At 43.2% G+C, this 19,712-nt stretch carries 17 protein-coding genes; 2 read left to right on the top strand and 15 right to left on the bottom strand.

What is annotated here, in order from left to right; translation table 11 throughout:
- Positions 1 to 466: 466 nt before the first annotated feature.
- From ACFS6H_RS13715 to ACFS6H_RS13695, 5 genes are all read right to left on the bottom strand, one after another.
- The gene (locus tag ACFS6H_RS13715) at positions 467 to 1,810 is read right to left on the bottom strand and encodes an FGGY-family carbohydrate kinase (protein ID WP_386099786.1); all 1,344 of its coding nucleotides are present in this window, start codon (positions 1,808 to 1,810) and stop codon (positions 467 to 469) included.
- A 139-nt stretch (positions 1,811 to 1,949) separates the two neighbouring features.
- The gene (locus ACFS6H_RS13710) at positions 1,950 to 3,224 is read right to left on the bottom strand and encodes a TIM barrel protein (protein ID WP_386099783.1); all 1,275 of its coding nucleotides are present in this window, start codon (positions 3,222 to 3,224) and stop codon (positions 1,950 to 1,952) included.
- A gap of 211 nt (positions 3,225 to 3,435) precedes the next feature.
- Positions 3,436 to 5,592: a bifunctional aldolase/short-chain dehydrogenase gene (locus ACFS6H_RS13705; protein WP_386099780.1), complete on the bottom strand. Its 2,157-nt coding sequence runs from the start codon at positions 5,590 to 5,592 to the stop codon at positions 3,436 to 3,438.
- A 17-nt stretch (positions 5,593 to 5,609) separates the two neighbouring features.
- Positions 5,610 to 6,752 carry an L-rhamnose/proton symporter RhaT gene (gene rhaT / locus ACFS6H_RS13700; RefSeq protein ID WP_386099777.1) on the bottom strand — a complete coding sequence of 381 codons (1,143 nt, stop codon included), beginning with the start codon at positions 6,750 to 6,752 and terminating at the stop codon, positions 5,610 to 5,612.
- A 50-nt stretch (positions 6,753 to 6,802) separates the two neighbouring features.
- Positions 6,803 to 7,078 (bottom strand): hypothetical protein, encoded by a 276-nt coding sequence (locus tag ACFS6H_RS13695; protein WP_386099774.1) that lies wholly within the window; start codon positions 7,076 to 7,078, stop codon positions 6,803 to 6,805.
- A 147-nt stretch (positions 7,079 to 7,225) separates the two neighbouring features.
- Between ACFS6H_RS13695 and ACFS6H_RS13690 the strand changes: the two genes are divergently transcribed.
- On the top strand, positions 7,226 to 8,257 hold the full coding sequence (locus ACFS6H_RS13690) for a GntR family transcriptional regulator (protein ID WP_386099771.1): 1,032 nt from the start codon (positions 7,226 to 7,228) through the stop codon (positions 8,255 to 8,257).
- Positions 8,258 to 8,323: 66 nt separating this feature from the next.
- Here the strand turns inward: ACFS6H_RS13690 and ACFS6H_RS13685 are convergent, their stop codons facing one another.
- From ACFS6H_RS13685 to ACFS6H_RS13645, 9 genes are all read right to left on the bottom strand, one after another.
- On the bottom strand, positions 8,324 to 8,821 hold the full coding sequence (locus ACFS6H_RS13685; RefSeq protein ID WP_386099768.1) for a hypothetical protein: 498 nt from the start codon (positions 8,819 to 8,821) through the stop codon (positions 8,324 to 8,326).
- A gap of 30 nt (positions 8,822 to 8,851) precedes the next feature.
- Positions 8,852 to 9,496 carry an outer membrane beta-barrel protein gene (locus tag ACFS6H_RS13680; protein WP_386099765.1) on the bottom strand — a complete coding sequence of 215 codons (645 nt, stop codon included), beginning with the start codon at positions 9,494 to 9,496 and terminating at the stop codon, positions 8,852 to 8,854.
- Positions 9,497 to 9,698: 202 nt separating this feature from the next.
- The gene (locus ACFS6H_RS13675) at positions 9,699 to 10,295 is read right to left on the bottom strand and encodes a response regulator (protein WP_386099762.1); all 597 of its coding nucleotides are present in this window, start codon (positions 10,293 to 10,295) and stop codon (positions 9,699 to 9,701) included.
- A 3-nt stretch (positions 10,296 to 10,298) separates the two neighbouring features.
- The gene (locus ACFS6H_RS13670; RefSeq protein ID WP_386099759.1) at positions 10,299 to 12,464 is read right to left on the bottom strand and encodes a sensor histidine kinase; all 2,166 of its coding nucleotides are present in this window, start codon (positions 12,462 to 12,464) and stop codon (positions 10,299 to 10,301) included.
- Between the two features lie 100 nt (positions 12,465 to 12,564).
- The gene (locus ACFS6H_RS13665; protein WP_386103579.1) at positions 12,565 to 13,179 is read right to left on the bottom strand and encodes a phosphoribosylanthranilate isomerase; all 615 of its coding nucleotides are present in this window, start codon (positions 13,177 to 13,179) and stop codon (positions 12,565 to 12,567) included.
- Positions 13,180 to 13,196: 17 nt separating this feature from the next.
- A complete protein-coding gene (trpC, locus tag ACFS6H_RS13660) occupies positions 13,197 to 14,000 on the bottom strand; it encodes an indole-3-glycerol phosphate synthase TrpC (protein ID WP_386099756.1) in 804 nt (267 codons plus the stop codon).
- Complete coding sequence (gene trpD / locus ACFS6H_RS13655; protein WP_386099753.1) at positions 13,997 to 14,989, bottom strand: anthranilate phosphoribosyltransferase; 993 nt, start codon at positions 14,987 to 14,989, stop codon at positions 13,997 to 13,999. Before trpD ends, trpC begins: the two co-directional genes overlap by 4 nt.
- 90 nt (positions 14,990 to 15,079) lie before the next feature.
- Entirely contained in the window at positions 15,080 to 15,646 is a 567-nt protein-coding gene (locus ACFS6H_RS13650; RefSeq protein WP_386099750.1) for an anthranilate synthase component II, read from the bottom strand.
- Positions 15,647 to 15,719: 73 nt separating this feature from the next.
- Positions 15,720 to 17,138 carry an anthranilate synthase component I family protein gene (locus ACFS6H_RS13645; RefSeq protein WP_386099747.1) on the bottom strand — a complete coding sequence of 473 codons (1,419 nt, stop codon included), beginning with the start codon at positions 17,136 to 17,138 and terminating at the stop codon, positions 15,720 to 15,722.
- A gap of 225 nt (positions 17,139 to 17,363) precedes the next feature.
- Here ACFS6H_RS13645 and ACFS6H_RS13640 point away from each other — a divergent pair, with 225 nt between their 5' ends.
- Positions 17,364 to 17,645, top strand: coding sequence for a GNAT family N-acetyltransferase (locus tag ACFS6H_RS13640; protein WP_386099744.1), 282 nt, complete (start codon positions 17,364 to 17,366; stop codon positions 17,643 to 17,645).
- An 86-nt stretch (positions 17,646 to 17,731) separates the two neighbouring features.
- Here ACFS6H_RS13640 and nagB read toward each other — a convergent pair whose 3' ends face one another.
- Entirely contained in the window at positions 17,732 to 19,663 is a 1,932-nt protein-coding gene (gene nagB / locus ACFS6H_RS13635) for a glucosamine-6-phosphate deaminase (RefSeq protein WP_386099741.1), read from the bottom strand.
- Positions 19,664 to 19,712 lie beyond the last annotated feature (49 nt).

The raw sequence follows: 19,712 nt of genomic DNA, 5'->3' as shown, positions 1-19,712 counted from the left end.
TGTTACAGCAAATGCATATGCACATTCAAATGAAGGAAAACGGAAGATTAAAATCTGACGGGAAGACACAACCTTGAACAGATTGTTTGTAAAGTTGATCAATTGAAGCATGGCAAGCTGTTTAATTAATTTTGGAACATGTTGAACCCTCGTTACCGGTTCAATAGTAAAGGCACCAATCCTAAGCACAATTTTAACACCTTAAAAGTAGTTTTTTGCTACCCTGAACCATCCTGAAGCATCCTGAATATTAAAAATAAGTTATGCAATCGTTCCCGGCTTATCAGCTTGAAAACAAACCAGTAAGAGTGACGGCGGTAACAAATCTCCGGCAAATTTTAAAAAGTTCATGTTGTACGCCTTGCACACACACAATGAAACAAAATAACCGCAGTTTTGCAAGGTAGTTTGAAGTAAAAAGGGAGAAAAGGAGGCAGAAAAATATATTAAAATATTTTATAATATATTAAATATGAAATAATTTCATTTCCACCATATCGCCGGCAATTTGTTTACGGCTCCAATGCTCATGAATGGCCAGGGCCGCACCAATGGCCGTAGCCTGCGAAACAGAGGCCGCATACACTTCCATGGCAGGAAAAGCCCATGCTAAAAAGTTCATGAAAATGGGATTACGGCTAAAACCGCCATCAACAAATACACGGGTTGTTTTTTTAGCGCCTAAAATAAGTGAAGTAGATTTTTTTTGTTGCTGTACCAGGTCGTACAAAAAGAAATGATAGGCCCTTTCATAAGTATCAAAGCCATTGAGTCCGGCAGTGGTAAATCTTTTGCCGTTAGTATATTCTTCCATGGCCCATTTACCCATTGTATAATCAAAAGCCACATTTTTATAAAAGTCATGTGTCACTCCAAAATGAGCAGCCAGCTTTTTAGTAATGTTCTCATGCTCCTGCCCGGCAAATAAACGGGAAGCCTTCACCGGTTTGTTCTGGTAACTCATGTAACATAAACAGTCCGCCTGCAGCTCATCAGCCGTTAAAGGCTCTTCATTAAAAGGGTTCAGACTGATACACCATGTGCCGGTGGAGATGAGTATAAAAGCATCGGAAAAATTACGCAGGTAAGGTATCAGTGCGGCAGAACTATCATGCAAGCCGGTACCTACATGGATCGGCCGGCCCTTATATTCTATTTCCTGCACCTCATCTGCAGCTGCAACAGGCGCAAGCTTTTCAAGCATACCGCTGGTATGTACCCAGTTATGGTATTGATGCTGTTTGAAATTCCACAATGCGGTATGACAACCGATACTTGTAATATCGCTCACCGCTTTTCGGGTCAACAGGTAACTGATGAACTGGGGCAAATGCAATGCATAAGCCGTTTGCGCAAATATGGCAGGTTGTTGTTGCTGTAAGCGGTATAACTGTAATCCCGAATTTAAACTGCCCAAAGCGGGGGAAGCGGTATCCTTACTAAACAGGTCAACGCCTCCATGCGCAGCATATAATTTTTCGGCCAGTTGTGCGGGGTATTTTTTTAAGTAATTGTATAAAGGTGTTAAGGGTTTCCCGGCTTTGTCAATATAAACAAAGCTGGCGCCATAGGTGGAGAAGTTAATGGCTTTTACCTGGTAAGCCGGCAATTGCAGTGCTTTTTCAAAAGTATCGTTCACCCAATTGGTGAGCGCTTCCAGGTTTTCGCAGGCATCACCGTCCTCATCCGTTACTTCATCAAACTGTTGCGCTACTTCGTACACAATATGGTACGACTCATCAATTAAAAAAAACTTTTTGTTTGTTTTTCCAATATCAAAAATCGCTGCTACAGGTTGTTGTTCACTCATCTTTATATCATCCGGCCGTTACAATAACGGCTATATTGGTTTAGGTAATACTTAATTACAAAAGCCGGTACACACATTGTTTAAATAATACGGTTGACTATAAACAGTTATATAGCCAACCGTATGGATAGAACGGCAATTATAAACCGGTTGCCACCGACTTCTCCCCTCTTTCGCCGATCAGGGCAGCCCTTACTTTTCCTTCACGGAATAATTTGATGGGGCTTAATGCACCACCCAATTGTAAACGGGCTTCCGCTACCAGGGGTCTTACATCGGTGCGATAAGCTTGTTGTAAAATTTCCTGTGCCAATGCCACATCATTGTTACCCTGTGCAGCTTCCAGTGCGGCCCTGTCAACCAGTAACGATTGTGCATAAGCTACCTGTATGGCTTCTACCGATTGCAAAAGATCTTCCAGCGGATCTTTTATATTGTGGCTGGCATCGATCATCCAACCCAGGTCTGTTGCATGATTTAACCCTTTAGCATCCAGGCCTTCTACCAGTTCATTAAAGATCAGGAATAACTGGTAAGGGTTGATGCTGCCCACAGTCAGGTCATCATCGCCATATTTACTGTCGTTAAAATGAAAACCGCCCAGTTTACCTTCATTCAGCAGTAAAGCAACGATCTGCTCAATATTGGCATTGGGTAAATGGTGACCCAAGTCTACTAAAGTGTAGGCTTTATCGCCCAGCTTGTTGGCAAATAATAAAGACTGGCCCCAATCACCTACGGTCATGGAATAGAAGTTGGGTTCAAAGGCTTTGTACTCAACAAATATTTTCCAATCGGCCGGTAATGCCGCATATATTTCCTGTAAACTTTCCAGTGTACGCTGAAAGGCTTTACGGAAGTTTAACTGGCCGGGAAAACTGGAACCATCGCTTAACCAAACGGTCAGTGATTTTGAACCCAGGTTCACACCGTGGTTGATCACTTCAATATTATGTTCAATGGCCTGTTTACGTACGGCCTTATCGGTATGTTGTAATGAACCAAATTTATAACTATGAGCCTGGTTAGGCTGATCCTGGAAAGTATTGGAGTTCATGGCATCAAACTGCAGACCATGTTGTGCCGCCAGTTCTTTTATGGCTGTTGCGTTGGTAGGAATGTCCCAGGGAATATGCAGGGATATAGCGCCACTGCTCTGGTTCAGCGCATGTAATAAACCAACATCTTCAATTTTTTGCTCCAGGGTGGCGGGCTCACCGGCTCCGGCAAAACGTCCGAACCTTGTACCACCGGTACCTAATGCCCAGGAAGGAATAGCCACCTGGAATGCCTTTAATTTTTCCAGTATAGCGGCTGCCTGGCCGGTTTGTTCCGACAGGAAGTTAAACTGTTGCTGGTGTTTAGCTAATTCTTTTTCGTTATGACCGGCAATTATATTCTTATCCAATATCATTATGAAATTGCTTTAAATAGTTAATAAAACGGCAGCACAAATTTACCTGTACAAATATAGGCCACTTGCACCTTGCCCATTCGTGTTATTACTGCTGAAGTGTGCGACGCAAGGGACGATGCCCATAGTGATGCTGCTGACAAAATAAAAAAAATGGGTTGACAGATTAGACAATCATCAACCCACGATGCTTGCTAGTGAAAAACAAAACTTATCTGACAAATGCCGTTGCCACACCACCATCAACATTTAATACATTACCTGTTGATTTGTGTAACAAACCACCAACAAATGCAAAGCAGGCATTGGCGATATCTTCCGCATGAATAATTTCATTCAACAATGTTCTTTTGGCATAGAAGGCCGGCAGCTCTTCTACTTTAATGCCATAGGCTTTTGCACGGCCTTCGGCCCATGCACCTTCCCATATTTTACTGTTACCGATAACGGCATCAGGATTTACGGTATTCACCCGTATCTTATCCTTACCTAATTCCGCTGCATTTAAACGGCTTAAATGTAACTGGGCCGCTTTTGCCGAACCGTAACCGGCGTTATTAGGTCCGCTAACCAGGGCATTTTTACTTACAATATTCAATACATCACCACCGGTTGCCTGCTTACGTAATACTTCCACACCGGCCTGTGTTACCAGGAACTGTCCTTTTACCAGTACATCATATAACAGATCCCAATCAGCAGCCGTATGCTCCTCAATAGGTTTTGAAATGGATAGGCCGGCGCAATTCACCACAATATCCACTCCGCCAAATGACAAGGCGGCAACGTCAAATGCTTTCTTAATATCGTCCTGTTTGGTTACATCCAGTATAGCCGTATCAAACACATCTTTACCATACTCTTTGGTAAAAGTGGCTTTTGCAGTTTCCAAACGTCCCGCATCATTATCATTGATAATTACACAAGCGCCTTCATCGGCAAATTTTTTGGCAATAGACATACCAATACCACCGGCGCTTCCGGTAACCAATGCAATTTTACCGCTCAATGCTTTTGGCTTGGGCATACGCTGCAGTTTGGCTTCCTCCAATAACCAGTATTCAATATTAAAAGCTTCCTGGCGGGGCAGCGAGGTGTATTCAGACACTGCTTCGGCACCACGCATTACGTTAATAGCATTAATATAAAACTCGGCAGCCACCCGTGCTGTTTGTTTATCCTTGGCAAAAGTAAACATGCCCACACCGGGGTATAAGATCACCACGGGGTTAGCATCGCGTATAGCCGGGCTGTTAGGGTGTTTACAGGTTTCGTAATATTCAGTATACATGTTGCGGTAAGCAACAAATAATGGCGCTAATTTTTCTTTTACGGCCGCTACATCAGACAGGTCCTCTTCTTTGCCCAGGTTCAACACCAGCGGGCTGATCTTGGTGCGCAAGAAGTGATCGGGACAACTGGTGCCTAATGGAGCCAGCCTGTCCAGGTCATTGGAGTTAATAAATTGTAACACCCTGTCGTCATCGGTAAAGTGACCTACCATGGTTTTACTTACGCCCTTACCTTCTGTTGCTGCAATATCAGCGCCCGAGCAAAAGCCTCTTAATACCGGCGCCAAAGCAGCGGCTTTCTGCAGTCTTTCTTCTTTAGCTAAGGATTGTATTTTTTCACCGCCAAATACAGGTTTGGTCTTGCCTACATTATCAGCCAGGTATTCTGCACAACGTTCAATTACTTCCAGGGTATTGATATAACTTTCGTAAGCTGTATCGCCCCAGGTAAATAAACCATGCGATCCCAGCATAATACCACGGATGCCGGGGTTTTCATCCAGGCATTGCTTTAACTGCAAACCCAGATCAAAGCCGGGTTTTTGCCACTCTACCCAGCCAATAGTACCGCTGAATAGTTCCTGGGTAATTTTCTTACCATCTTTTGCAGCTGCAATAGCTATGGCTGCATCCGGGTGTAAGTGGTCAATATGTTTAAAGGGTAAAAAGCCATGTAAAGGTGTATCAATAGACGGGGCTTTGGAAGCCAGGTCATAAATACAATGGTTGAACAGTTCCACCATTTCATCTTCATGCTCAATACCACGGTAAATATTTTTCAGGCTGCGTAAACGGTTTACATACAATGCTGCCAGGCCATTACGTTTCATACTGGCCAGGTCGCCACCGCTACCTTTTACCCACATTACTTCTGTTTCCTCACCGGTCAACGGGTCTTTTGCCATTGCCTTGCAGGAAGTATTACCACCACCATAATTGGTAAGCCTCAGATCAGCCCCTAACAGGTTTGACCTGTACACGAGCAACGCTACTTCGTCTCCCGCCAGTTCAGCTGCTTTAGCTTCATCCCACAGGTAACTCACATGCTTAAACGATAAGGTTGTTGTTGACGACATAATTCTCTATTTTAATGCTAATTTTTTATTGATACGGTTTCCTGAACAGCTGTGCCTGCTGCTTTATCAGGTCTTAAAGAGTTGCCATAACCCACTAATAAAACGGATATAATGATCACCACAATACCGGCAACAATGGTACTGATCGTTTTTTTACTTACACCTTTCCATTCTTTTAATATCAGGCCCCACATATTGGCCACTAAAATAATAAAGGCCATATGCAATATCCAGGAACTCGGGCCATTACCTAAACGGCTTTCGCCCATGCCATAGAAAAAGAATTGTAAAAACCAGGTGGTGCCTGCCAGCGCGGCAAAGGCAATATTTTTTAGTATGGGAGTTTGTTTGTTGGTATAATCACCAAAGGTTTTGTTCTTAGCGTTCAGGTACATACACCAGATAAAATTGGTGGTCAGTCCACCCCATAATACCACCACATATACCACGTTGTTCTGGAACAAAAACTCACCTTCACCGGGGTTGGCCAGCTTCCAGGCTTCGTTAGCCACAATGGCCATATCCTTACCGCTTTCCAGTCCAAAATTAAAACAGGCGCTTAATATACCCGATATAATGGCTACGGTAATACCCACGCCAAATTTAAACTCGGTCTTTACTTCACCACCATGCGGGTCTGTTGCCGCTGCAGCGCCCAGTTCCTTATCTTTCATCATACCGGCTTTGCCACACAGTATAATACCCACAATACAAACAGCCAAACCGGCCAGTACTACCAGTCCCCAGTTATTATCAGTCAGTAAAGAAAAACTATCCTTGCCTTCCTGCGGAAAAGCATCATAATAAAATGCCGGGATCAGTGCGCCGATCACCATGCTCAATCCTAACATAATGCTGCTGCCCAGCGATACGCCCAGGTAACGCACACCCAACCCATAGGTTAAGCCCCCTATCCCCCACAGTAAACCAAACATATAGGTTAGGCCTACAATTTTACCGGAGGTGGCGGAAATAATATCACCAAAATTGGGAATAGTAAGGTAGGCTGCTAAAGGTGGTACAATCAGCCATGAGAATAAACCTCCCACGATCCAATAGCTTTCCCATGCCCAGCCACGAACTTTTTTGTATGGAATATAAAAACTACCTGATGCAAAACCGCCCAGGAAATGAAATATAACACCGAAGAAACTACCCATGTAAATAATTGTTTCAAATGGCCTAAGCAATAAAAAAATATCCGTTAAAATTACCTTGGTACCCCCTGCAACCCGTCATGTACTGTCATGTGCTGCAACAAAATGGTTATCATAAATATACAAAATATCCCGGGGCGTTTTTCTACCTGAACGGCAGGGCAAAACCGGCAAAGCAGAACAGGATCAAAAGGGGCTGTCAGTTGCAGCGCCCTGATCAGCTGCAGTTCCGGCTGCTCCGGGGTTCCGTGCTGCGCACCGCCTCCTGCGTCGGCGCCCTCCGTATCCGGCAGCCATTGTGTCTCAACCGGTACTGGAAACGCAGGCATTGCGTTTCAGGAAGTATTGGAAACGCAGGCATTGCGTTTCAACATTCATAACTCATAATTCACAACTCATCATTCCCCTGAACATTTTCAATAACAATTTAGTAGCTTTGGCCATTGACCACCTTTTTTTGACTCTGATTAGTTGCCATGAAAAAGAACAGTGCATTCCAGTATTTACATTTCGATTACTACTCGGCCACCCCAAAATACCTGCAATTAGCAAATGCTATTATTAAGGCCATCGGCGAAGGCAATATTGTAAAAGATGAAATACTCCCCTCCATCAATGAATTGAGTTTTGAGTTTGAAATATCCCGGGATACGGCTGAAAAGGGTTATAAATACTTAAAAAATATTGGTGTACTAGGCTCTGTGCCCGGCAAAGGTTACTATGTAAAAAGCGCCGATGTAAAACAGGAGTTGAAAATATTTTTACTGTTCAACAAACTCAGCACCCATAAAAAGATCATCTACGATTCGCTGGTAACAGCGCTTGGCGAAAAAGCCACCATCGACTTTTATATCTACAATAACGATTTTGATTTCTTCAAACGCCTGATACAAAATGCCGGTAACGATTATACCCACTATGTGATCATACCCCATTTCCTGGAAGGCGGTGAGAATGCGCATCATGTGATCAACCAGATACCTAAGGATAAACTGATCTTGTTAGACAAGCTGGTGCCCGATGTAACCGGTGAATACGGTGCCGTATACGAAAATTTTGACAAGGATATTTATAATGCACTGGAACAGGCCCTGCCCGCCCTGGAGAAATACCATACTTTAAAGATCATATTACCGGCTTATACTTATCACCCCGATGAGATCGTAAACGGTTTTAAACGTTTCTGTGCCCAGTATGCTTTTAATCCCAAAGTAGTACACAAAATAGAAAATGAACCGGTAAAAGACGGGGAAGCCTATATCAATTTAATGGAAGATGACCTTGTTTTTCTGATCGAAAAAATAATGGCAACCAAACTGAAAGTGGGAAAAAATGTGGGCGTTATTTCTTATAACGAAACGCCCATGAAAAAGATCATCCTGAACGGCATTACCACTATCTCAACCGATTTCCAGATGATGGGCGAAAAAACCGCAGAACTGATTTTGGACAGGTCGAACCGGCATATTGAAATACCGTTTTACCTGACCCTCCGGCCCTCGCTGTAAAGCCTATTGAATATTGTCTATTAAATATTGCTGATTTTTCATTGTCAATTGTCCCTTGTCAATTGTTCAATCGTACCAATGCGATTTTATAATAGTTATATCTAATTTTTTAAATGCCCGGACAAGTTCATCAGCAAAATCTTCATTATTTTTTTCATCGCACAGATGAAGAAAGTATAAACTACTATAATTAGTAACAATAGTATCGCCTCCACCCTTATAAAAAACATGACTTACCATTTTTACTTTATCCTTGCCTGTTTCAAGTAATATATTAATATCCTTGGCAATTGCATGAACATCTTTTAATGCCACCGTATAAGTTGCCATTTCATATCCTTCCTCGTATATCAATGCCTGTTTTAACTGTATCTGCAAGCTATCATTCAATATATGATACCCCTTTATTATTTCATATATCCCTCCGCAATAGTTTTCAGGGTTGTTTTTCTGCCGTTTTTGTTCTGCCAGCAAAGCCTTGTTCAATATCCGGGTAACAGAATTTTTCTGCGCTATAACCGTAACACAACAAAACAATAAAAATCCTGTAATTGCTCCTTTCATAATGGTATGTAGAATAAATTGTCTAACAAATCACATCATGTCGGCGATAAAATCTAATGGAATAATTAACCGTCCCTGGAAAACCGAGTGCCTTAAATCAGTGGCTGTATTTAAAAACTTACTTAAGCCATGCTGGTAGCTGAATTCAACACCCACGTTGATCAACTTATCAAAATTAAAACCCAGCACGCCTACACCACTCCATACATTTTTGGTAACCGCTTCACTTTTCAGGTCATATTTTTCGCCGTTCACCAATTTTCCATGGCCGCCAACCTGGAAGCCGATTTGCGGGCCCACTCCTATAAACATCGATTGAAACCCTTTGAACGGCCTGTACTTTAGAATAACCGGCACATTAATATAATTGATGACAAGCCTTTTAACATCGGCGGGGTCCGTAGCTTCACTGTTACCAAATCCCTGCTGTGAAAAATTGCCGTCAATATTGATCATCCATTTACTTTTAGGATCAAACGAGGCATAAAAGGTAAGTCCGGCATTAAAACCCCAGATACGTTCGGCTCCCGTATCGCTCTCATCCCAGCCTGTTGCACCGGATAAGTTTCCGCCAGCCGTTACATATACTCCGGCCCTGCTCTCTCTGCGTTCGTACTGGGCATATGATGGTAAAATAATAATAAATAAAAAGAGGGATACCAATAAAGTTTTCATACAATTCCTGATTATGGTGGTTATTTGTTTAAATAGTGAAGCCACTGCCAAGGATCATATTGCGGGTAATACTACAACCATATGGGTGGATTCAATAAAGAAGGTGTAGTACATAATATCAGCATCAGGAGCGCAAGATAAATACCCCGGCCACCAATGACAATACCCCCAATGGGGGACATAGTAAAAGAGAGAACCATACTTACAAAGTCTGGTTCAGTAAATAAATAAGATGAGGGAAATTATTAAGGTTATTCTTTTGCAGCATGCGCCGGCGATGGGTTTTTACCGTCTCAATGCTGATCGCCAGTTTACGGGCTATTTGTTTTGAGGTAAAGCCCTGAGCCACCAGCCGGGCTACTTCCTCTTCCCTTTCAGTAAGGTCTAACTGTGTAGAACCCGTTATTTTTTGCAGGGCCAATAGTTTATGAAAAGCCATCTGCACTGCTACCAGCAATTGTGTATTATTATAAGGCTTAACCAGGTACATTACCGGGTCGGTACCAAAAGCCGTCTGTAAGGTCCTGTTATCAGCATAGGCCGTTAAAAAAATAACCTGGCATTTGTACAAAGTTTTTAACTGCAGGGCCAGTTCGGTTCCTTTTATGTTTCCTTTAATATTGATATCGCAGATCACTACCTGCGGAGGTTGTTTAGCCTTACTGCATAGCTGCAGGGCGGTTGCGGCATCTGCAGCAATTCCTTCTATGATATAATCCTCGTCCTCCAGCAGCTCCGCTATATCCTGCGCGGTTATTGCTTCATCTTCAACAATTAATATGGACGTAGTTGTTTTCATTTATCAGGATTTATATATAACGGTAAACACGGCACCGTTATTTTGTTCTATTGTCATTTCCCCCTTTAACTGGCTCACCAGCATATTCACCAGCTTCATACCAAAGGATTCTTTTTTTCTACCGATCAATGCGGGATCAAAACCGCTGCCATTATCGGCCACTATTAACTTAACCTTGCCACCCTCCTGGTTCATACGAACCATTACGCGTGGAGCAGCTGTATTGCTAAAAGCGTATTTAAACGCGTTAGTCACCAGTTCATTCACCATTAATCCCACAGGAATAGCTTTATCAATATCGATCTTGGTATCCGGCAAGGACACATCTACTTCAACCGTACTGCTGTCATGCCCGTAGCTGGCTGCCAAAGATAAACAAAGTGATTGCAAATAATCGGTCATATTAATAGAGGCTCCTACTTCATCCATATACAGCTTCTGATGAATCATAGCCATAGCATCTACCCTGCTTTTCCCTTGCTCCAGGGCATCCCGGGCCGTATCATCTTCAATCCGGTTCGATTGCAGGTTCAACAGGCTGGACACGACCTGGAGATTGTTTTTTACCCGGTGATGCAATTCCCGCATCAGCGTTTCTATCTGCTGGTTTTTCAAAGCCAGCAGCCTGGTCTGTTTTTGTTTGGTCTTATATATTCTGTACAGGGCTATGGCCAGGCAGGTAAGCAGTACAATGGCCCCGCTCAGTATCCATATCCGTTGCCGGGATTCTTTCAGCAATTTCTGTTGCAGCCGTTGTTTTTCATTGGCAATGGCCAGTTGTTGTTCCTTCTCCCCTGTTTTAAACTTTGTTTCCACCTCCTTCACCATATAGTACCGGGCAGTGGTGTTCAGCGAATCCTTATAACGGTAGTATTGTAACTGTGCATTCAATGCTCCTGCTTTATCACCCATGGCCATAAAATACCCTGCCAGCTCCTTACTATATTCCGCCTGGAAAAACAACAGGCCTGTTTTATCCACAATACTATCCAGGTTTCTTTTTGTTAATGTTGCCTTATGCAACTGCCGCGTATTGGTATACAACCGCAGCAAAGCCAGGGCCGCCGGGTGAAAGCCTCCCTGCGTAATGTCCATAACCTTTTTATAGGATTGTTCGGCCTGCGCCGTATTTTTTTCCTGTTCGTATAACCATCCTCTTGCAAAATAAAGAGAAGGAATAGGCACGTCAGCCGTTTCATGATATTGTTTCAGCAATACGATGCAGCTGTCATAAATATGTTTTACTTTCCCATAATCGTTCCGGAAGGTCTCGATCTCAGCCAATGTACTCCATCCGTATGGGAGGTACATGTAATTATTGCGTTGCACCTGTTCCCGGTAAGCCAACTCCTGGTAATAACAGGCATCATCCAGGTTAGCCAGGTAATAGTATACTATAGCCAGGCTGCCATATAAGGTAAGTTTTACATTCCTGAACCAGAAGGGTACCCGCTCATGTACTTTTACCTGGTACTCCTCCATAGTCTCATCAGCAATCAGGTTTTTTAAAGCAATATAAGCACTTACCGCACCCGGCCAGTCCTTTTGTTTTTTATCCTGCAAAAAATAACCTTTATTATACAGGGCCAGGGCATCATCGTGCAGGTTTGTTGTTTTTTGTGCAATGACTGCCGCTGTATCAAATAAAGCGATCACCGTTTCATCAGGCAAAACATGTACATTGTTGATGGCTTCAAAAACATAGGCAATACTCAGGTTAAAGTTGTCGCTATGTTTTTGAGACAATTCTTTCAGTGTTTTTGTCCAGTACAGGGAACTATCCCTTTCGCCTGTATAAAAATAACACATGGCTGCATGTGCCAGTATATCGCGATAGGACACATTCTGCTGCAGGTTTGTATTATTTTTTGCAACAGCCATGCCTTTACGGCATAAGGATATGGCCTCCCTGAATTCATTTTGCACAACACGCTGAAAGGACCAGTAATTGTAGAAACGCAGTAAATAATCGGGGCGGTTGATGGCTGCAGCCAGTTTTATGGCAGCGCCAATTACACTGTCCTGGGCCTGCTTGTTTTTGGCCCCCAGTTTACCTGATTGGCTGATGAGCTGTATCACAGCCACAGAGTCAGCAGGCTTTGCCTGGGCATAGGCAAAGCAAAACGGAAGAGAGAAAATAAAAATGTGGACCAGCCTTACCCAATTCATAGTGTTAAAACCATTGAAACGCTAAATGATCAAGAGTTAATTCACGAGCCCGGGCTATGCCCATTTACTTTTACGGTAAGGTTAATGTTACATGGGTGGATTACATTTTTATAGCCTGTACAAATTGCTGTACTTTAGCTATATCTTTCACACCGGCACTTACTTCAAACTTACTATTAATATCCAGGGAAAAAAGTTTTTTTGCTGCCGGTGTTTCGCTGAATGCCTTTATCTGTTCTTCATCACCGCTTTCAATGCCGCCACTTAAAAAAAATAGTTTATCAATAGTGGTTTGCTGCAGCACGTTCCAGTCAAATTTTTTACCGGTGCCGCCATACCCGGAGCCAAGCGTATCAAACAGGTACATATCACTGGCTTCATGAAAAGGCCTGGCCATCCATTCAATGGGGTCATTGTCGGTTAACCTGAATGCCTTGATCACGGTTACATAATTAGCTACCTGCTCGCAGTACCGGGGTGTTTCGTCGCCATGCAGCTGCACCATATCCAGGCGGTAATCCTCAACGGTTTTCAACAGGTCGTCGTAAGGCTTGTTAACGAATACGCCCACTTTAGCAATATTGCCTCCCATTTTTTTAAACTTTTCAGGAGGCAGTTTATCCCCCATGTACCGGGGTGATTTAGGGTAAAAAATAAATCCTGCAAAATCAACTCCCATCTCAGACAGGGCATTTACTTGTTCGGGCAAAGTCATTCCGCAGACTTTAATTCTCATGCTTTTGTTGCGTTTAGTAGTTTTACAAAATTGGCAAAAGCAACCGCCGGCTCGGGTTCTTTCATAAAAGTTTCTCCTATCAGGAATCCTTTAAAACCCTCACGCTTTAAAGTTACAATAGTTTCTACATTACTGATACCACTTTCTGCAATAACTACCTTATCCGATGGAATTTTTTTAATCAATTCCATGGAATGCTCAATATTCACTTCAAATGTTTTCAGGTTACGGTTATTCACCCCTACCAGGTCCACTTCATCGCAAATATGCCCCAGTTCCTCCTCATTATGAATTTCCAGTAATACTTCCAGCCCCAGGCTTTTCGTATAAGCCGCAAGGTCTTTTACTTCTTTAGGTGTTAAACAGGCCGCTATCAGTAATATCACATCCGCACCAAATGCTTTGGCTTCCGCTATCTGCCAGGGATCTATAATAAAGTCTTTCCGTAAAATAGGTGTATCGGTAATGATCTTGGTCTGTATCAGATCGTCCAGGTCGCCGCCGAAAAACTCCGTATCGGTCAATACCGATATACCGGCCGCACCTAATTTATCGTAGGGCACAACCACTACTTCCGCTTCCAGTTCCTGGTTTTTTAACCAGCCCTTGCTGGGGCTTTTTCTTTTAAACTCGGCTATAATGCCGGTGCTACCTTCTTTTAACAGGCTTTGTTTTAACGACCTTACCGTAAAATTCCAGAAAAAACCTTCTTTTTCAAAACGCTCCACACTGCTCAGCGGTTTGTATTTTTCTACTTCTTTGCGTTTGTGTGCTATAATGGTATCCAGTATCGTACTCATTGTAATGTTATTAGTTTTTGTAAACAGGCATAGGCCTTACCACTTTCCAGGCTTTCAACCGCCGCAAGATAAGCATCTTCGTAGGTTTTATAGGCGCCCGTACAATGTAATGCCATGGCCGCATTGGCCATTACCACCGCATTCTGCGCCCAGGTACCATTACCGGAAATAATGGTTTTAAAAATTTCAGCAGCTTCGTCAACAGTATTGCCCCCGTAAATATCAATCGGGTTCACCATGCGTTTACCTAACTGCCATGGGGTCATAATTTTTTCACCATCCTGTGTGATCACTTTTGTATCACCCGTCAGTGATATCTCATCATACCCGTCCAGGCTATGAATAATGGAGAATGGTTTGCCGGATAACTGCAACAGGTAGTTATAAATACGGGCCATTTCCAGGCTATATACCCCTACCAGCTGAAAAGCAGGATTAGCAGGATTGACCATAGGGCCCAGCATATTGAAGAAGGTTCGCATGGCCAGGTTTTTACGGATGGCCCCTACTACTTTTAACGCCGGGTGAAACATGGGCGCATGTAAAAAACAGATATTGGCTTCTTCCACTTCCTTCCGCAAATGATCGTTGTTGTTTTTAAACCGGTAGCCCAGTTGCTCCATTACATTGGAAGCGCCACTTACGGATGATGCCCCGTAGTTACCATGTTTCACTACTTTTTGCCCGGCACCTGCCACAATAAAACAGCTAAGGGTAGATATATTAAACGTATTCTTACCATCACCACCGGTGCCCACAATATCCACCACGTTAAAGCCATCCATATTTACCGGTACACAAAGCTCCAGCAAGGCATCCTGGAAACCCTGTAACTCTTCGATGGTGATGCTACGCATCAGGTAAACCGTCATAAAGGCGGTTACTTCATGTTCGTTATATATACCCTTGCCAATATCCATCAACGCCTGTTTGGCGCCTTCCCGGTCAAGGGTTTTATGCTCAAATAATAATTGTAATAACTTTTTCATTTTTTTGTTTTTTGGGGGTGGTGTTATACATGGTAGAGATGCAAGCATTGCATCTTTACCATATACAGGGTTGTGATTTACCAATAAACATTACCCCTTTATCCAATTGCTTAAAATTGTTTCACCCAACGGCGTTAACACACTTTCCGGGTGAAACTGCACTCCCTGTACATCAAGGTTTTTATGTTGCAGGGCCATGATATAATTATGCTCATCCACTGCTGTAATTTCCAACTCCTCGGGAAATTTTTCTTCGCTTACCACCCAACTGTGATAACGGCCTACATCAATGGTCCGGGGCAGTCCTTTAAACAAAGGAGTATCTTTTATAAATGTACAGGGCATGGCCACACCATGGTATACGGTTGACAGGTTAACCAGCTTACCACCAAACGACTCGCCAATGGCCTGGTGCCCCAAACACACACCCAGTATGGATTTGCTGGCCGCATATTCTTTTATCAGGGGCAATAATAGTCCTGCTTCTTCCGGTATACCCGGACCCGGTGAAAGGATGATCTTATCATAATCCTTCACTTTCTCCAGGGGTATTTCGTCATTGCGGAATACATCTACCTTAGCGTGTATGATCTTCTCCACCAGGTGTACCAGGTTATAGGTAAAAGAATCGTAGTTATCAAAAACCAATATTTTCATTTTGTGTCAAAAGTTATTTGTTAATAGTATGGCTTAAACATCATTCATAATTCATAATTCATCATTCATTATTTCACATGATCTGTTCGGCCAGCTGGATCGCTTTTTTTAATGCCCCCAGTTTGTTGTTCACCTCCTGCAATTCATTCTCGGGTTTACTGGCCACCACCACCCCGGCACCTGCCTGATAAAACAAGGTATTGTTTTTACTGAGCAGGGAACGGATCATAATGGCATGATTACAACTGCCGTTAAAACCTATAAAGCCAATTGCCCCGCCATAATAACCACGGCTGGTGGGCTCCATACTATCAATCAGCTGCATGGCTTTGAATTTAGGCGCGCCGCTGAGTGTGCCGGCCGGGAATGTTTTTGCCATCAGCAGGTAGGGGTTATGATTTTCACGCACTTTGGCCACCACTTCGCTTACCAGGTGTATCACATGTGAGTATTGGTGTACTTCACGGTAATGCGCCACCTGTACCTCATCGCAAACACGGCTCAGGTCATTACGGGCCAGGTCAACCAGCATTACATGCTCTGCATTTTCCTTGGCGTCCTGTAACAATTGCTCGATGGCAGCTTTATCTGTATCCACATCGCCTGTACGTTTTGCCGTGCCGGCAATGGGATGTACAACGGCTTTATTTTGCTGGATAATTAACTGCGATTCTGGTGAAGATCCCATGAGCTTATAATCGCCATAATCGAAGAAGAATAAATAAGGTGAAGGGTTTATGCTTCGTAAAGCCCTATACACATTAAACTCATCACCTTTAAAACCCTGCTGAAACCTGCGGCTTAATACAATCTGGAACACATCACCCCGCTGGCAGGCCTGGATACCTTTGCTCACCATATCGCGGTATGTATCGTCGGTAATATTGGAAGTTTCTACACCGGAAACCGTAAAGGGATATACCGGCACATCCTTACCACGAATGAGGTTTTCGATAAGTGCTAAATCACTCTTAATACCGTTTACCTGGTTCTCCAATATGAACAATTCGTCCTTGAAATGATTAAACGCGATCACATACTGGTATAAACGGTAACGCATCAGGGGTACCTGGTTGCTTTTATCTTCTTTTTTTGAAAAAGATATGGTATCGAAAAACTGTACCGCATCGTAAGTGCTGTAACCATACAGTCCCTGTGCAAATACAGCCTCCCTGGCATCAGTCTGTACAATATCAAAGCGGTTCATAAAATCCCAGATAAGCTGTGGCACCACACCTGTTTGTTGCAGGGTAACCTGCTCGGGGTTTTGACCGGGTAGCTTAAATTCGGCCTGTTTTGTATTACTGATCTCGATACCGCCGATAGCATTTACTCCGATAAAAGAATAACTGTTCTCTGCCGCATGGCTATCGGTACTTTCCAATAAAATAGTATCCCTGAAACGGTCGCGCAGGCGCAGGTAGATGCCCACCGGTGTATACACATCGGCCAGCAGGCGTTTAACCGTAGTATTGATAATAATTTTTTTCATGATCGTTTGTTGAACTAAGACAATAAAAAAGCCCCGAACTGATCGGGGCCCATGAAATGACTTATAGTTAAAGCAATGACATTACAGCACCCCTGAAGAGTTGTACTGCCACCACCAAAAAAATGTATTTGTTTGTTTCATACCGGAAGCAAATATGGAGCAGAATTTCTGAACGAACAAATTTTTATGGAGAATGTTATAAATTACCAGAAAAACAGACCAATTATGGATATACAACACATACACAGTGGCAGTAAAGGCGCTTTTATTGTAAAGGTAGACGGCGAACGCCTGGCAGAAATGACCTATACCATGCCTGCCGAAAACAAGATGATCATTGACCATACAGAAGTAGATGACCAGTTAAGAGGCAAAAACGTAGGGCAGCAACTGGTGCATGCCGCCGTGGAATATGCCCGGGAGAAAAACATCAAGATCATCCCCCTATGTCCCTTTGCCAATGCCGTTTTAAAGAAAAAGACCGAATGGCATGATGTGTTGAATTAAAGTAAAAATGTAAAAGGCAAAAGTAAAAAGGGCTAACATCAACCGATGACAGCCCTTTTTACTTTTTAATTTTTACTTTTAATTTTTTAATACTGCCACCTTACAAAAGCTTCCATGGCTGCATAGTGTGTCAGTCCCAGGTCAGCATAAATTTTAGCCGTAGCCGCGTTTCTTTCTTCTGCACGTTGCCAGAACTCACGGTTATCGCTACCCTGGAAAGGAACGGCATCTTTTTGTGACTGGTGAATGAAAATACCAAAACGTTTTTTCATTACCTGGTCAGGGCTCATCGGAATGGCCATTTCAATCTCTTCAATCTTCCATTCCTGCCATGCGCCTTTGTATAACCATAACCAGCAGTCATTGATCCATTCATCGCCATCGGCTTTGATTTGTTTCAGCGCTTCCAGTACCACGTTAAAACAAACCAGGTGGGTACCATGCGGATCGGCAAAGTCACCTGCACAATACACCTGTTGTGGCTTTACTTCACGCAAAAGTTTTTTGGTAATGTCCACGTCTTTTTGTGACATCGGATTTTTTTCAATGGTACCCGTTTCGTAGAAAGGCAGGTTCATGAAATGAATATTACTATCCGGTATGCCTACATAACGGCAGGTAGCACTTGCCTCACCCCTCCTGATCAAACCTTTGATAGCCCTGATCTTTGGCGTATCAATATCATGCGTGGTTTTCTTTGCCGCCACAAATTTGCGTGCATCCTTCAATATCTTTTCAGACTTAGCCGTATCAATGCCGGCAATTTTTTCAAAGCCAACAGCAAAGTCAATAAACCGGGTTACAAACTCATCATTCACGGCAATATTACCCGAGGTCTGGTAACCCACATGCACATCATGCCCCTGGTCGTGCAGGCGCTGGAAAGTACCGCCCATGCTAATGATATCATCATCGGGGTGCGGAGAGAAGATAATTACTCTTTTTTTAGCCGGTTCGCTACGTTCAGGGTGTGTGCTTAAAGTAAAATTGGGTTTACCGCCAGGCCAGCCTGTGATAGAGTCACGCAGCATATAGTATACCTGCAGGTTAATATCATGAGCATCGCCTTTTTCAATCAACAGATCGCTAAGACCATATTGTAAATAGTCGGAATTAGTAAGACTCAATAATGTTTTTTTGGAATCCAGGGCCATGTGGATCACCGCCTTTTTAATCATATAGGGTGTCCACTCACACTCTCCGGTTAACCAGGGCGATTTATTACGGGTGAGTTCCACACCGGCCGATTCATCAATTACAAAAGTCACATCATCATGATTCTGCAATAAAGAAGCCGGTATACGTTCGGTAACATCTTCCTCAACAGATTGCTGGATCACTTTAGCTTTGGAGCCACCCCATGCCAGCAGGACAATTTTTTTAGCCTGCAGGATATTACTGATACCCATGGTAATGGCCAGGCGTGGCACTTCGGCCATGCTGCTGAACTCATAAGCGTTGGCAATACGGGTAGAATTATCCAATGCTATCAAACGCATTTTTGAAAGTACACTGGAGCCTGGTTCGTTAAAACCAATATGGCCGTTTTTACCAATACCCAGTATCTGCAGGTCAATACCACCTACCGCAGCGATCTTTTTTTCATAAGCTGCCGCCTGGGCTTTGATATCGTCTTTCGCCACTTCACCATCGGGAATATGAATGTTTTTCGGATCAATATCCACATGATCGAAAAGATGGTATTTCATAAAACGGTTATAACTCTGGCGCTCGTTTTTACTAATGGGATAGTATTCGTCAAGGTTAAAGCTGATCACGTTTTTAAAACTCAGTTTCTCCTCCCTGTGCATACGTACCAGTTCGGCATATAAGGCCTTAGGCGTAGATCCTGTGGCCAGGCCTAATACGCACTTTTGTTTTTTCTTTTGTTTATCACGAATAAGTGCGGCTATTTCCTGTGCAACGGCCTGTGATCCCTGGTACAGATCAGGGTAAATACGCACCGGAATTTTTTCAAAGCTATCCAGTAAATCCAAAGCTGTGTTTTGCTTGCTCATGGCTTTTATATGAAGTTTAATTATACGATCTGATTGATAACCCGGTTAT

Origin of the sequence: Terrimonas rubra, from assembly GCF_042686025.1 — a bacterium.
Taxonomy (GTDB): domain Bacteria; phylum Bacteroidota; class Bacteroidia; order Chitinophagales; family Chitinophagaceae; genus Terrimonas; species Terrimonas rubra.
Note: the sequence above shows the minus strand (reverse complement) of the source record. Positions and strands in the feature narration are given on the sequence as shown.